Here is a 14,372-nt window from a genome sequence, read left to right on the forward strand (position 1 = left end):
TTGATTATCCCTCCAGGTGGTCAGGTGAGGTCAGTTTCCCACCCGGCGCGGGGGCATGCGGTACGGCGATGTTCTGACCCATGTCATCAAGCGTCTCGATGATCCGGCCATCGCGCATCCGCACCAGCCGGTCGCCATGTTGCGCCGCTGCCAGATCATGGGTGACCAGCACCAGGGTGTGCCCCTGTTCATCCACCATCTTCCGGAAAAGATCGAGCACCACCTCACCGGATTCTGTGTCCAGGCTGCCGGTCGGTTCATCGGCGAAGATGATCTCCGGGTTCATCAGGAGGGTGCGGGCGATCGCCACCCGCTGCCGTTGCCCGCCCGAGAGCTGGTCCGGCAGGTGGCGCAACCGCTTGCTCAGGCCGAGCTGCTCGGTGACCTCATTGAAACGTTCAGTGGTGACCCTGCGCCGTGAGAGCCTGCCCGGGAGCAGGATATTGTCCTTGACCGAGAGTACCGGCACCAGATTGAAGTCCTGGAAGATTACGCCGATGGCGCTACGACGTAATTTGGCGCGGGAGTTCTCCGAAAGGGAGCTCAACTTGACCTCCCGCTCTGCGGAGCGGCTCCGGGTGTTGAGCACGATGCTGCCGGCTCCCGGCACCTCAAGTCCGGAGAGGCAGTGCAGCAGGGTGGTCTTGCCGGAACCGGAGGGGCCCATGATCGAGGTCCAGCGGCCTCGCGGAAGTTCCAGGCTGACATCGTCGAGGGCGGCCACGCGGGCCTCTCCCCTGCCGAAGGTGTGGCGGAGATGTTCGGCGGTGATAACCGGGTACTGCTGATTCATGTGGGCCTTTACCTGATCGAGATCTGCTGGGGGAACTTCCCTAGTTTACGCACGGGGGTCACCCTAAATCTCAGCAGACCATCCGGCAGCCCACCGGCATGCCTCTACCCGCCGGGAGTTCTGCTGCGTAATCTGGGAGGCTGATGACTTTGCCTGCAGACTGTGGAAGGACGGTGAGGAAAGGTGCCTGAGCCGATTGCTCCGCTGGAGGTCGCAGCCACTACCCCGGTGATCATGCGGCCCGCCGAAGCTGCCCCCGTCACCTCCACCGCAGTGCCGCTAAAACGTGTCGGCCCTGATCTGGGGTGGGCGGCCATCAGCATAGCCACCGCTGTGGTGGTGCTGCTCACCGCTTTAGATGCCACCTTCCTCCTGGAAAACCAGCTCTTCGCGGTCGTGGCGGCGGCAGTGGTGTCGCTGGGGTCCGCCACCGGCATCTTCCGGCTCTTCCACCGTGGTTTCCGCAGCCCGGGGCGTTGGTTGAGCGCCGCGGGTGGGGTCGCACTCCTGGGTGGTGGCCTGGTTCATACCCTGAGCCAGTTCAGTACCGTCGGTGTGGTGGGGCAGGTGCTGCTCCTCAACAGCACGCTGGTGATACCGCTGGCTGCCCTGCTGAGTTTCCTGGGTGGGGTGCTGCAGTTACCTGCCCGCTGGGGGATGGCAACCTTCACCGCGGTGGGGGGTGCAGTTTTGTGCAGCTGGTTTTCCCTGGGCCCCGGCAGCTCCCCGCTGCTTTGTGGTCTCGGTGCCGCAGCAACGGTGGCCGGTGTGGTGTTGGGGTTGCTGCTAGCACGTCACCACACCGCGGAATTGATTCCCCGGGAAGTGCTACGCAAGCTCTGGTCGGTACTGATCGGCTCCGCTGTGGTCTGTGCCATGGTCAGCTGCCTGCTGGCCGCCACGATCCTGCCCGACACCGGCTGGGGCCTGTTGCTCACCCCGGGGGAAGCCGTCTGGGGTTTCTTCGCCGCAACGGTGCTACTGGCGGTGAACGCCCTACGTTATAGCCGGGGCCCGGCCTTCAGTGTGACTACCTGAGGGTCCCCCTCCCCGGGGCCAGCAGTGGCCCCCAGGGGCTGGCTTTAGTTCCGATCCCTAGAACTCGCCGTTGTCCGGCAGGGTGAGAACCTCATTGCCGTCCTCGGTGATGACCAGGGTGTGCTCGAACTGGGCGGTGAACTTATGGTCGGTGTTCTGCACGGTCCAGTCATCATCCCAGATGGTGTAGTCCAGGGAACCCAGGTTGATCATCGGTTCGATGGTCAGGGTCATGCCCGGCTCCAGGATGTCCCGGTAGACGGTGGAGTCATAGTGCAGCACGATCAGACCGTTGTGGAAGGTCGGGCCCACGCCGTGGCCGGTGAAGTCCCGGACCACGTGGTAGCCGAAACGGTTGGCATAGGACTCGATGACACGGCCGATGACGTTGATCTCACGGCCCGGCTTGGCCACCTTGATGCCGCGCATCAGGGCTTCCTTGGTGCGCTCGACCAGGAGACGGTGCTCCTCGGAGACATTACCGGCCAGGAAGGTGGCGTTGGTGTCACCGTGGACACCGTTCTTGAAGGCGGTGACATCGATGTTGACGATGTCACCGTCCTGGATGACGGTGCTGTCGGGAATGCCGTGACAGACGATCTCATTGAGGGAGATGCAGGTTGACTTGGTGTAACCCCGGTAACCCAGGCAGGAGGGGTAGGCACCGTGGTCGAGCATGTACTCATGGGCGATGCGGTCGATCTCATCGGTGGTGACACCCGGTGCCACGGCCTTCCCGGCGAGCTGGAGGGCGTTGGCTGCGATGCGGGAAGCCTCACGCATCGCCTCAATGACCTCAGGGGGCTGCACGTAGGTCTCGCCGATGTTCTCCTGGACCTCGTCCTTCCAGACATACTCGGGGCGTTCGATATGCGCCGGCACCTCACGGATGGGGGTGGGCTTTCCAGGGACAATGGGGGCACGTGAAACTGACATGGCAACCATCGTAGTACCCGGACAAACCACACTGCGTATCGACGTCCCGCCCCTACCCGGCGTAGGCCGGATCTCCGGATGCGGCGGGGTCCGCCACGGCCGCGCCCGGTTCCCGGGCGGCGCGCGCCGCATCAAGAGTGAGGAAGAAATGGTCCGTGATGGCGGTGGCGGTTTCTGAACCTCCGCCCAGCACCACCAGGGTGGCGAAGGCGATGTCATCATCGCGGAAGCCGGCGAACCAGGCATGCGATCCCTCGTTGATCTCGGCTTCACCGGTCTTGCCGTAGATCTCGCCACCGGCCTGCATGCCGGCCGCGGTGCCGGAGGTGACCACTGAACGCATCACCTGCCGCAGATCCTCGATCACCGCCGGGTCCGGGGCGGGGACCTCTTCACTGACCTCGGTGACGTGGCCGTCGATAAGCGAAGGGACCGGGGTGCTGCCGCGGGCGACCGTCGCCGACATCAGCGCCATGCCGAAGGGGCTGGCCAGGTCGAGTCCCTGGCCATAACCGGCCTCCGTGCGGTCCAGCGGGGTATCACCCTCGGGGATGGAACCGGTGACGGTGTCGAGGCCGGGGATGTTGTAGTTGATTCCCAGGCCGAATTGCTTGCCCGTGTCCTGCAGTTCACCGGGGGCCAACTTCGTGGAGATATCGGCGAAAGTGGTGTTGCAGGAGTTGGCGAAGGCGGAGTTCAGCGGAATGTTGCCGAGACTGAACATGTTGTAGTTGATCACGGTGCGGCCGTAGAGATCCATACTGCCGGGACACGGCACGATTGTCTCCGGAGTCAAGCCCTGACGCTGGAGACCAGCTGCTGCGGTGACCACCTTAAAGACCGAGCCCGGGGGGTACTGCCCCATCAGCGCCACATTGCCGTCCTCATCGGCCTTCTCGGTCTGGGCAACTGCCAGCACCTGACCGGTGGAGGGGCGGATGGCCACCAGCATGGTCTTCATGTCCTGTCGGAGGTTCACCGCCTCCTCCGCCGCCAGCTGAATATCACGATCCAGCCCGATGGTGACCGCCGGAGCCAGATCAGGGGCCTCATAGGCCACATCCTCGAAGGTAGCGCCCTCCTGGGTGACGGTGGACACCTTCCAACCGTCGGTGCCCTCAAGTTCCTCGGAGACGATATTGCCCACCCGGGCCATGATGTCCCGGGCGAAGCCAGGCTCATTGGAGACCATCGCGGCCTCCTCATTGAGCCGTACCTCCGGCAGATCCGCCAACTCCCGGTCCACCAGCTGCCCCTGGTTCTGCGGGATGGTCATCACCGAGTAGGTGCCTGAGGCGTCTGCCAGGGTGGCGGCCAGCTCAGCCGCATCCAGCTCCCGGATCGATTCATCCCGCTGATGGGCCGCGTTGACCGCTCCCGCCACCCGGGCGGCGGTCTTGCGGGGATCAGTGACCTTGGCGGTGTCAACCAGGATGCGGTGGACCACACCGGGGCTCAAGATCTCCGCCCCATCCGAGGTGACCACACTGGCCGGCTGGGCCTTGACGGAGCGCAGCTCCAGGTGCTGGTTCGCCGCCAGCTTCGGGTGCACCAGGGAGGGCTGCCAGCGGATGGTCCACTCCCCCTCGGAACGGGTCAGCACCATCTCCGACTGATACTCCAGCTCGCGCTCCCGCGGCAGATCCCAGCTCAGGGTGTAACTGGCGCGCGCGATATTCTCCTGCGAGGTGACCTCATCGATCTCGGCGTGAAGCCCCTCGGCCTGCAGACCGCTGAAAGTCTGCTCCAGCGCCTCCCGGGCGGTGCCGGCGGTATCGACATATTCCAGGGCAGTGTCAAGATCCTGCTCGGACAGGGCCGCCAGGAACTCCTCCGCCACCGGCTGGGCCGCCGCGGGCTTGGGGGTGCAGGCCACCATACTGCCGCCGAGGATCCCTGCCACCAGAAGCAGGGCCGAGGGTTTATTCATGCTGCGTAGGCTAACACCGCGGGCGGCACCGGGTTGGGAGCAACACTTTTCAACAGGAAAGATCACTCTGTACCACTCCCCGGGAAAAGGGACGGCGGAGCTGCTGCGGGGACGATCCGCGAAAGCCCACCCTGAAATCCCCCAGCACAGCACAAAGGGGCACGGCTTCCCCGGGGGGGGCGGAGCTTGAGTGCTCTACCCCTGGGGGATGTGCCGTGCCCCTTCTGCCTGAGGCAGGTGCCTGAGCGACCTTGCCTACTTGGTGACCTTGATACTTGCCTTGGTGCCGGCGATCTCCTCCAGGCCCTGCTCCTCGGCGATACGCATGGCCTCCTCAACCAGGGTCTGGACGATCTGGGACTCCGGAACGGTCTTGATGACCTCGCCCTTGACGAAGATCTGGCCCTTGCCATTGCCGGAGGCCACGCCGATATCGGCGTCACGCGCCTCACCCGGACCATTGACCACACAGCCCATGACGGCCACGCGCAGCGGATACTCCATGCCGTCCAGGGCGGCGGTGACCTCATCGGCGAGCTTGTACACATCCACCTGGGCACGACCACAGGAGGGACAGGAGACGATCTCCAGCTTTCGCTGACGCAGGTTCAGGGACTGCAGGATCCGATCCCCGACCTTGATCTCCTCCACCGGGTCAGCGGAGAGAGAGACCCGGATGGTGTCACCGATGCCGGAGCCGAGCAGCCAGCCGAAGGCGACAGCGGACTTGATGGTGCCCTGGAAAGCCGGGCCTGCCTCGGTCACACCGAGGTGCAGCGGATAGTCGGTCTTGGCCGCCAGCTGACGGTAGGCCTCAACCATGATGACCGGGTCATTGTGCTTGACGGAGATGGCGATGTCACCGTAACCGTGTTCCTCGAAGAGCTGGGCCTCCCAGATCGCGGACTCAACCAGAGCCTCCGGGGTGGCCTTGCCGTACTTGTCCATGATCCGCTTATCCAGGGAACCGGCGTTGACACCGATACGGATCGGGATGCCGGCATCACCGGCAGCCTTGGCGACCTCCTTGACGCGACCGTCGAATTCCTTGATGTTGCCAGGGTTCACACGCACCGCCGCACAACCGGCTTCAATGGCGGAGAAGATGTACTTGGGCTGGAAGTGAATGTCGGCGATCACCGGGATCGGGGACTTCTTGGCGATGATCGGCAGCGCCTCAGCGTCCACGGTCTTGGGGCAGGCCACGCGCACAATGTCACAACCGGATGCGGTGAGCTGGGCGATCTGCTGCAGGGTGGCGTTGATGTCGTGGGTCTTGGTGGTGGTCATCGACTGCACCGAGACAGGGTGATCCGATCCCACTCCGACATTGCCGACCATCAGCTGACGGGTCTTGCGACGCGGTGCGAGGACGGGCGGCGGGGCATCGGGAATTCCGAGTCCGATGGGAAGGGACACAGTTATCGCTCCTAGCTGGGGTGCGGCCGGATGGGTGACTGGCCGCTGCCGTGATAAAGGGATATTGCCGAGATTATCGAGGTCTCGACGACTACAACGAGCTTACACCGCAAGACATTCCCCCCGCCGCCTGGTTGGGCGGCATCACACGAGGTCAGAGGGGATGTGTTGCAGAACTCAGCCGAAGAGCCTGATGGGATTGACCACATCGGCGACGATGATGACCGAACCCAGGCCGAGCATCAGCGCCGCCACCGCCATGGTGATCGGCATCAGCTTGGTGTAGTCGGCCGGGCCGCCAGCCGGCAGGCCACGCAGTCGGCGGAAGAAATCACGGATCTTCTCATAGAGGACGACGGCGATATGGCCGCCGTCCAGCGGCGGCAGCGGAACGATGTTGAACAGTGCCAGGAAGAAGTTCAGGCTGGCCAGCATCATGAAGAACATCGACCACAGGGAGCGTTCGACAAGCTCGCCACCGACCCGGGAGGCGCCGACCACACTCATCGGCCCCTCCATGTCGCGTTCAGCACCGAAGATGGAGGCCACCACCCCGGGGATCTTCGCGGGCATCGCAAAGAGCGCGTCGACGGTGGCATCCAGGGTCTGCCCGGTGAACCTGGCGGTGGCCGGGACCGCCTCCAGGGGACCGAACTGCTTGATCGCATCCACCACAGGTGCGTTGGACAGGCCGATGGCACCGGCTGCCACCATCTCACCCTGCGGGTTCAGCCGTTCCACAGCGGCCACCTGGATATCGATGTCCCGGATCTGTCCCTCCCGGTCCACGGTCAGGGTGACGGTCTCCCCGGGCATCCCCAGGACAGTGTCACGCAGTTCGGTGAAGGTCGCCAGCTCCTCACCGTCAAGGGTGAGAATGCGGTCACCAGGCAGGACCCCCGCGTCACCGGCGGGGCCCACACCACTGCAGTCGGCCACTTCGGTCTGGCTGATCTGATCCGAGACACACAGGGTCTTCCCGACCTTCGGGGTGGTGTCGGCATAGGGGTTGGGGATACCGGAGAACACCGCCACCAGATAGAGGATCATGAAGCCGACCACGACATTCATGAACACCCCGCCGAGCAGCACGATCACCCTCTGCCACCAGGGCTTGTTCACCATGGCGTGGGGGGCTTCCTCCGGGGTGACCTCATCCTGGGCGGTCATGCCCGCGATATCACAGAAGCCACCCAGCGGAACGGCGTTGAGTCCGTACTCCGTCTGTCCTTTACGGATGGACCAGACCTTCGGCCCGAAACCGATGAAGTAGCGCCGCACCCGCATACCGAAGGCACGTGCGGTGAGCAGGTGTCCCAATTCATGCAACGCAATGGTCACCGCGATACCCAGTGCGAACAATAGGACGCCAAGCAGGTATGCCGCCACGCCACTCTCCTAGCCTATTTATTTGGTGTTTAAAGCTTCTCTGGCCGGAATCCGCTAGCGGCCGCGCTGGTCCACGAGCTGATTCGCCCGCACCCGCGCCTCCGCCTCAGTGGCCAGAATGTCATCGACGCTTGAGGGTACACCAGCAAACTGTGAAGCTGATTCGAGGACTTCAGCGACGATGTCCACGATCTCGGGGAAGTGAATTCGGCCCCCGAGGAAGGCTGCCGCGGCCTCTTCATTGGCGGCATTGTAGACCGCCGGGAAAGTCCCACCGCGGGTGGCGACGTCGCGGGCGAGCTGCACCGCGGGGAAGGCGGCGTCATCAAGCGGCTCAAAACGCCAGTCATGGGCATGGCTGAAATCCAGTGCGGGTTGAGCGCCTGCCACCCTGGCAGGCCAGGCCAGGGCATGGGCGATCGGCAGTTTCATCGAGGGCGGGGAAGCCTGGGCGATGGTGCCGCCATCGGTGAAGGTGACCATGGAGTGAATGATCGACTGGGGGTGCACTGTGACATCAACACGCTCCGCGGGGATGGCGAAGAGCAGGGTCGCCTCGATCAGCTCCAACCCCTTGTTAACCAGGGTGGCGGAGTTGAGGGTGTTCATCTGACCCATTGACCAGGTCGGGTGGGCAGCCGCCTGCTCCGGGGTGACCTCCCACATCTGCTCCCGGGTCCAGCCCCGGAAAGGCCCACCGGAGGCGGTGAGCACCAGGCGCGCCACCTCCTCCGTGCTGCCGGAACGCAGGCACTGCGCCATGGCGGAATGCTCGGAATCCACTGGGATCAGCTGTCCGGGTCGGACCTTCGACATCACCAGATCACCCCCGGCGACCAGCGACTCCTTATTCGCCAGGGCCAGTACTTCCCCCGCCTCGATGGCTGCCAGGGTGGCGGCCAGACCGAGGGAACCGACCAGCGCATTGAGCACCGTATCGGCCGGGATCTCCGTGACCAGCTGCGCCGCGGCACCGGCACCGGAAATGACCGGGCCCCCGAGAGCTGCTGAGACCTGCGCTGCAGCAGACTCGCCCGCCACCGCAACCTGCCCGGGACCAAGCCCGAGGGCCCAGGCCTGGCGGATGATGAGTTCGGGGTCGGCTCCCCCGGCCGCGATGCCGACGACATTGAACTTATCGGGATTATCGGCGATGACCTCAAGGGCCTGAGTGCCGATGGAACCGGTGGAACCGAGAATCAGGATGCGCTTGCTCACCCCCTCATTCTTGCACCTGCCCCGGAGACGGGTGCGCTTCGGCCCTTTGGGGGTGTCTTTATCGCGTCACCCATGGGAATGTGCAAAGATATGGGTTAAGTGTTTTGTACGAAAAGCCCTGGCCTCCCTTTGGAATGCTGATGAAATACCTCATCAGCGGACCTTAGGGAGGCACGTATGAAGGAGATGAACGTGGCTGGTTCCCACGAAATCGCGCCCGAGGTTCACAACGGCGTATCCACCCTCGATGAGCCTTCGGCTGCCTGGGGTTGGCATGGTCTGAGCAAGACTTCCGTCCAGATCGCCGGCTGGGTGTCGGTGCTCTTCCTCTTGGGCTACAACTTCGGCAACCACGAGGGTCATGTCGAGACCATCTGGCTGCTGTCCCTGGCTGCGATCATCGCCATCGGCCTGCTGATCCACCTCTTCGAGCCCAAGGGCAACCAGGTCCGCACCGTGACTGCCCGGAACAAGCCGGTCGGCCACAAGGAGCCGGACTGGAACTACGAGCAGGCCACCCTCTCCGGTGTCTACGCTGAGCTGAGCGATTCCCAGCTGCGTTCCCTGAACATCGACCCGGAGAGCGTGAAGCACCTGCGCGTACTGCCGGAAAACCAGAAGTCGGTCAACTAAAAAGACCGGCGGCTCCCTCCGCTGCAGTACTCCCTACACAGAACACCCTCCCGGAGAATTCCCCGGGAGGGTGTTCTGCTGCGTTCAGCACCTCAGGGAGTGATGTTGCAAACTCCGGGTTAAGGGAAAAAATGTGTGCTTTTAACGGTTCCGATTCCTAGCCCAGCCAGCATCAACACCGACATCTTGTGTCCAGAACTCCACAAAACCCACCAACACACGAATATCCCACACCTCATCAGCAGCCCGGGTGATTTCCTCGTTGGTGAGGGCAATCTTCGGAGCTGTGACCATAGTTCAAAAGTCAACAACCCCGGTGAAACAAATCAGTGGTCAAACACGCTTATCAGGAAGCTTTTGTTTTGGGAGAGCTATACCTGCCCCGACCGTGCTGTGCAGGCACTCATCGGGAACCGCGATCTCCCTCTACGCGCTCAGCCGTGGTCTACAGATGGTGGGTTTGGCTCTGTGGGAGGGGCCATTAGCACCGGATGAGGCTGGGTGGAAAGACTGGACGGACTGCCCCCATGAATCCTGTTCCTGCGCTAAGACCGATCATCACAGAGCGGTTCCCACCCGGATTGTGTCGTACCACCGCCTCAAGGATGACTCCGAGCATAAAAGCGCCACCGATATTGATCAAGAGCGTCGGAAGCGGCCAACCACCCGGTGTGGGAAGGATTGAATCCAGACCGTACCGGGCCAGAGTGCCGAAGACACCGCCGACAAAGACGACAACGACATACCGCGTTTGGCGATAGGTAGGACGCGGAGATCTGTCTTTCCGCTGGGCACTACCGGATCCACCGACCCTTGCCGAGTCAGGTTCTTGTCTCGGGTGGTGATTGATGTCGGACATAATCCACCTGTCTGCGTGAGAAATGAGACAGAAACCATCAGCCAGACTATGGCCGGTTCAGGCATTACAGAAGCCTCGGCGGGATCCATCACCACCAAGAATTATACTGCCTTGCCACCCTCTCAGGAAAGAAAAACCAGGTCCCTCGGGCATGGGCCCGACCCCCGGGAAGTGGATAGAGAGAAGTTAACTGCGATTCCCGAAGCGCTGCGGACCTGGGCCGCCGGCCGGGTAGTCCTGCAGCGGTACTGTGCCGTCTGTGAAACTCGCCAGGATCTGTTCAATGATCCGCCAGCCCTGCTCTGCGGCGTCACCACGCACGCTAAACGTAGGATCGGCATCCAGAATGCCGCGAAGTACGCTGCCGTAGGCCGATAAACCCGGCGTAGCCATATCTGACTGGGCGGTCACCCGGGTCATACCGCGTGAATCGAACGGCCCACCCATGTTGAGTTCAATGGTTAGCTGCTCATCGTCGAACTGCATGCGTAGCACGTTCGCCGGCACCTGTCCCTGGTGTGGAAATTGTGGGTACTCATGTGGTGGCCTGCGAAACCTGACAACGATCTCCTGGCGAGGATCACCGATGGCCTTACCGGAACGCAGTGTCACCGGCACCCCGTTCCACCGCCAGGTGTCGACCTCTACGGTGACCTGCGCGAAGGTTTCAGTGTTATTGGCCGGGTCCACACCGTCCTCGGCGGTGTAGTCCGGCAGATCTTGACCCCCCACGTGACCAGCGGTATACCGACCGCGCACCACCGAGGTCGCCGGGTCGTCGCCGAATATTTTGGTCGAACGCAGGATATGGGCGGTCAGTGCGGGCAGCTCGACGTGGTCGAACCTAGCCGGTGGGTCCATCATCACCAATGACATCACCTGCAACAGGTGGGACTGGATCATGTCACGGAAGGCACCGGTGGTGTCATAGAACCCGGCTCGGCCCTCCAGTCCCAGTGTTTCATCGAAGACAATCTCGATCGATTCCACATGGTCGCGGTTCATCAACGGCTCGAGCATCTGGTTGGCAAAGCGTAGACCCACGAAGTTGAGCACCGCCGGCAGACCGAGAAAATGGTCGACGCGGAAGATATGGTCCTCAGACACGAGGCGGGCGACGAGCGCGTTGAGGTGCTTGGCTGAGTCACGGTCATGACCGATCGGTTTCTCCAGGGCCAGGAATAGGTCCTGGGGTAGCTCGAGCTCAGCCATGACAGCCAGGGCTTTCATCGTCACCTGAGGCGGAATGGCGAAGTACAGGCACGCGGGGGTCTCGAGCGTGGCCAACAGGGCCGACAGGTCCTGGATACTGGTGACATCGCACTGCACGAACCGGGTGGTCTGCTGGGTGTAGTCGACAGCTGGCCCGGAAGCATCCACCGAGGCAAAGGCGGGGGTGACGGTATCGGACCAGTTATCGTCGAAGGCTCGATCTGCGCCGATGACCGTGATGCGCCGTTGTGGTGCCGAGGTCAGTAACGTGCCCAGACCCGGCAAGAGCAGTCGGGAAGCCAGGTCGCCGGTTGCTCCGAGAATGACCAGGTTCTTTATCCTCTCCATCCTTGCACCTTACTCTTGCCCTTAGTCAGGGTGCCGTCTTCGTATCCTCCGGCGGAAACGTTACGGAGCAGATCCGTGAGTTACTCCTCGACGGTGGTGATGTGGTGGGACTTGACCCCAAAAATGGGGGCACACCGGAGGGGGCTTTTTAAGGATGAGACACCAACACCCCTGGGAAGCTAGTGTCACGACCACTGAAAACCCTCTGCTCCCTTACCCCCTCCCTTGGTCTGGGAATGAGAAAAACCGCCGCACCCGAAGGTGAGACGGTTGTTCTTGACTAAGCGATTGGTTTAGAGCGGGCGAACCTGCTGGGCCTGCGGGCCCTTAGCGCCCTCGCCGACCTCGAACTCAACCGGCTGGTTCTCCTCGAGGGTGCGGAAGCCGCCACCCTGGATCTCGGAGTAGTGGACGAAGAGATCAGCGGATCCGTCGGAGGGGGCAATGAAACCAAAGCCCTTCTCGCCGTTGAACCACTTCACAGTTCCCTGTGCCATATGTATTACCTTTTTCTTGATGAGGTGATGCTACGTCCGCCAGCATGATTCACTAACGTCCGAGTCGCGGGAACTCCTCGTCCACCCTCCACCCCTGCAGGGGTGGAAGAAAACCAGGCGCTCGCATGTGCATCTGTGGCGAGCGTTTAGACACTGCGCACAGACACCACGACCAGCACCCAGTGTGCCATGGATTAAACCTTCGCGATAGTGCTGTTTTCAGAAGCGCCCTCCTGCTGGCTGGCTAGCGACCAGCACCCCGAGGCCACCCCGTGGGATGTAAGTTCGCGCACAACTGGCGGGACACGCCCGAAGGTGGCGAACTTTGCTGCCCCCGATGGTTGCTCTAGCAAAGATATCGTCTGTCCTTTCCAGAGCGTCAATCCCCCCTCTGTCTTCCACCGCCCGCCGGTGGCTCACACTGCGAGCTGGGTGCATCTCCGTTAACATCTTGGCTGCCCCCGCTCCTCTTTATCGAGTGATGTGCATCTCGTGGGGAACTTCGCGGCTGGCCCCCTCCTCGGGCCTTCCGATCGAGGACCACACACGTGGTCATTTTAAAACTATTGAACAACAGTTAGAAACATGCCTGTCACCGGGCACCACCCCAGCAACCCAGTGAGGATCACACTGACATGACGACCCCCCAGTCCCCCTTCAGCCGCCGCGGTTTTCTGAAAGCCACCGGTGTGGCTGGTGCCGCCGCCGCACTCTCTGCACTCATGGGCCAGACCGCACTGGCCGCCGAAGGGCGCCGACACGGCGTGGACACCATGCAAGCACCGAACAACGGCGGTTACGGTCCGCTGCAACCGGCCCCCGGCGGGGAACTGCTCCTACCCGCCGGTTTCACCTACGTCGCCTTCGGCCACACCGGCACCCCGCTCAGTGATGGCACCCCGACCCCAGCCATGCACGACGGTATGGCCGCCTTCCCGGGCAAGAACGGCATGATCAACCTGGTCCGCAATCACGAGAACTCCCAGGGCACGGCCTTCGGCGATAACCCCTATGACCCCAACGCCGCCGGTGGCACCACCAACCTGGTCTTCGACCCCACCAAGATGGAGCTGGTGGCGGCCTACCCCTCGCTGACCGGCACCATCCGCAACTGCGCCGGCGGGCCTACTCCTCATGGCACCTGGCTGACCTGCGAAGAGACCTTCACCGGCCTGGACGTGGAGACCCCGCACGGCTACGTCTTCGAAGTCCCCGCCGACGCGACCTCCCCGGTCAACCCGGTCCCCATCAAGGAAATGGGGCGTTTCACCCATGAGGCTGTCGCCATCGATCCAGCCACCGGCATCGTCTACCAGACCGAGGACCGCGGCACCGCCGGCTTCTACCGCTTTATCCCAAATGACCGCCATAACCTGACCGCTGGCGGCACGCTGCAGATGATGGCCATCAAGAACCAGCCCCAGTACGATACCCGCTTCAGCCAGAAGGCCGGCCACCCACTGTCGGCCGAGTGGGTCGACATCAACGATCCGGACCCGGACAGCACCGACACCCTGGCCGTGTTCAAACAGGGCCACGAACAAGGCGGCGCACTTTTCGACCGCCTCGAGGGTGCCTGGTATGGCGATGGTTCCATCTACATCAACTCCACCAGCGGTGGCGATGCCGGCCTCGGCCAGGTCTGGCGCTACACCCCGCGCGGCAACCCGGGCAGCGGCAACGCCCTGTCCTCAGCGATGTCGTCCTCGTCCTCCTCCGTCTCCCAGCCATCCGTGGAGGATCTCGCGAAGACCGGCGGCCAGCTCGAACTGGTCTACGAATCCACCGACCCGGAGGTGCTCGAGGCCCCCGACAACCTGTGCGTGTCCCCGAACACCGGCGGCCTGGTGCTGTGTGAGGACGGCAGCGGCAAGGACCTGCTGCGCGGTGTTACCACCGACGGCCAGATCTTCGACCTGACAGAGCTCAACTCCGACAGCACCAGCGAGTTCGCCGGTGCTACCTTCAGTCCCGACGGCAAGATCCTGTTCTTTAACGTCCAGACCCCAGGCATCACCTACGCCATCACCGGCCCCTGGGAGAAGGGCGCACTCTAACAGGGCTTTTTCGAGATGGGTGCGCGTCCGCAGTGCGGGCCGC

General features: G+C 62.9%; 12 protein-coding genes. 3 read left to right on the plus strand and 9 right to left on the minus strand.

Going from position 1 to position 14,372, the window contains the following annotated elements; genetic code table 11:
* Positions 1-4: 4 nt before the first annotated feature.
* On the minus strand, positions 5-793 hold the full coding sequence (locus COCCU_RS08730) for an ABC transporter ATP-binding protein (RefSeq protein WP_156231148.1): 789 nt from the start codon (positions 791-793) through the stop codon (positions 5-7).
* A 183-nt stretch (positions 794-976) separates the two neighbouring features.
* Between COCCU_RS08730 and COCCU_RS08735 the strand changes: the two genes are divergently transcribed.
* A complete protein-coding gene (locus tag COCCU_RS08735; RefSeq protein ID WP_156231149.1) occupies positions 977-1,831 on the plus strand; it encodes a hypothetical protein in 855 nt (284 codons plus the stop codon).
* 57 nt (positions 1,832-1,888) lie between these two features.
* Here the strand turns inward: COCCU_RS08735 and map are convergent, their stop codons facing one another.
* From map to dxr, 5 genes are all read right to left on the minus strand, one after another.
* The gene (gene map, locus COCCU_RS08740; RefSeq protein WP_156231150.1) at positions 1,889-2,776 is read right to left on the minus strand and encodes a type I methionyl aminopeptidase; all 888 of its coding nucleotides are present in this window, start codon (positions 2,774-2,776) and stop codon (positions 1,889-1,891) included.
* Between the two features lie 43 nt (positions 2,777-2,819).
* Complete coding sequence (locus tag COCCU_RS08745) at positions 2,820-4,697, minus strand: penicillin-binding transpeptidase domain-containing protein (protein ID WP_156231151.1); 1,878 nt, start codon at positions 4,695-4,697, stop codon at positions 2,820-2,822.
* A gap of 255 nt (positions 4,698-4,952) precedes the next feature.
* Entirely contained in the window at positions 4,953-6,116 is a 1,164-nt protein-coding gene (gene ispG, locus COCCU_RS08750; protein ID WP_156231152.1) for a flavodoxin-dependent (E)-4-hydroxy-3-methylbut-2-enyl-diphosphate synthase, read from the minus strand.
* 177 nt (positions 6,117-6,293) lie between these two features.
* Complete coding sequence (locus COCCU_RS08755) at positions 6,294-7,505, minus strand: M50 family metallopeptidase (RefSeq protein WP_156231153.1); 1,212 nt, start codon at positions 7,503-7,505, stop codon at positions 6,294-6,296.
* A 54-nt stretch (positions 7,506-7,559) separates the two neighbouring features.
* Positions 7,560-8,723, minus strand: coding sequence for a 1-deoxy-D-xylulose-5-phosphate reductoisomerase (dxr, locus tag COCCU_RS08760; RefSeq protein ID WP_156231154.1), 1,164 nt, complete (start codon positions 8,721-8,723; stop codon positions 7,560-7,562).
* A gap of 192 nt (positions 8,724-8,915) precedes the next feature.
* On the opposite strand from dxr, the gene COCCU_RS08765 reads away from it, so the two are divergent.
* Positions 8,916-9,356, plus strand: coding sequence for a DUF2631 domain-containing protein (locus COCCU_RS08765; protein WP_156232734.1), 441 nt, complete (start codon positions 8,916-8,918; stop codon positions 9,354-9,356).
* Between the two features lie 481 nt (positions 9,357-9,837).
* Here COCCU_RS08765 and COCCU_RS14540 read toward each other — a convergent pair whose 3' ends face one another.
* The 3 genes from COCCU_RS14540 to COCCU_RS08775 all read right to left on the minus strand — a co-directional run bounded on the left by COCCU_RS14540 (position 9,838) and on the right by COCCU_RS08775 (position 12,272).
* Positions 9,838-10,215, minus strand: a complete 378-nt coding sequence (locus COCCU_RS14540) for a fluoride efflux transporter FluC (protein ID WP_197088323.1) — start codon at positions 10,213-10,215, stop codon at positions 9,838-9,840.
* A 186-nt stretch (positions 10,216-10,401) separates the two neighbouring features.
* Complete coding sequence (locus COCCU_RS08770; protein ID WP_156231155.1) at positions 10,402-11,775, minus strand: glucose-6-phosphate dehydrogenase; 1,374 nt, start codon at positions 11,773-11,775, stop codon at positions 10,402-10,404.
* A gap of 293 nt (positions 11,776-12,068) precedes the next feature.
* Positions 12,069-12,272 carry a cold-shock protein gene (locus COCCU_RS08775; RefSeq protein ID WP_156231156.1) on the minus strand — a complete coding sequence of 68 codons (204 nt, stop codon included), beginning with the start codon at positions 12,270-12,272 and terminating at the stop codon, positions 12,069-12,071.
* A gap of 635 nt (positions 12,273-12,907) precedes the next feature.
* Between COCCU_RS08775 and COCCU_RS08780 the strand changes: the two genes are divergently transcribed.
* Positions 12,908-14,329, plus strand: coding sequence for an alkaline phosphatase PhoX (locus COCCU_RS08780; protein WP_156231157.1), 1,422 nt, complete (start codon positions 12,908-12,910; stop codon positions 14,327-14,329).
* Positions 14,330-14,372: the final 43 nt, after the last annotated feature.

The organism is Corynebacterium occultum (assembly GCF_009734425.1).
GTDB lineage: Bacteria > Actinomycetota > Actinomycetes > Mycobacteriales > Mycobacteriaceae > Corynebacterium > Corynebacterium occultum.

What these genes read in the sequence shown, in the direction of transcription:
- COCCU_RS08730 (WP_156231148.1), bottom strand. Translation starts at nt 793, where the DNA reads ATGAATCAGCAGTACCCGGTTATCACCGCCGAACATCTCCGCCACACC.
- map (WP_156231150.1), bottom strand. Translation starts at nt 2,776, where the DNA reads ATGGTTGCCATGTCAGTTTCACGTGCCCCCATTGTCCCTGGAAAGCCC.
- COCCU_RS08745 (WP_156231151.1), bottom strand. Translation starts at nt 4,697, where the DNA reads ATGAATAAACCCTCGGCCCTGCTTCTGGTGGCAGGGATCCTCGGCGGC.
- COCCU_RS14540 (WP_197088323.1), bottom strand. Translation starts at nt 10,215, where the DNA reads ATGTCCGACATCAATCACCACCCGAGACAAGAACCTGACTCGGCAAGG.
- COCCU_RS08770 (WP_156231155.1), bottom strand. Translation starts at nt 11,775, where the DNA reads ATGGAGAGGATAAAGAACCTGGTCATTCTCGGAGCAACCGGCGACCTG.
- COCCU_RS08775 (WP_156231156.1), bottom strand. Translation starts at nt 12,272, where the DNA reads ATGGCACAGGGAACTGTGAAGTGGTTCAACGGCGAGAAGGGCTTTGGT.
- COCCU_RS08780 (WP_156231157.1), top strand. Translation starts at nt 12,908, where the DNA reads ATGACGACCCCCCAGTCCCCCTTCAGCCGCCGCGGTTTTCTGAAAGCC.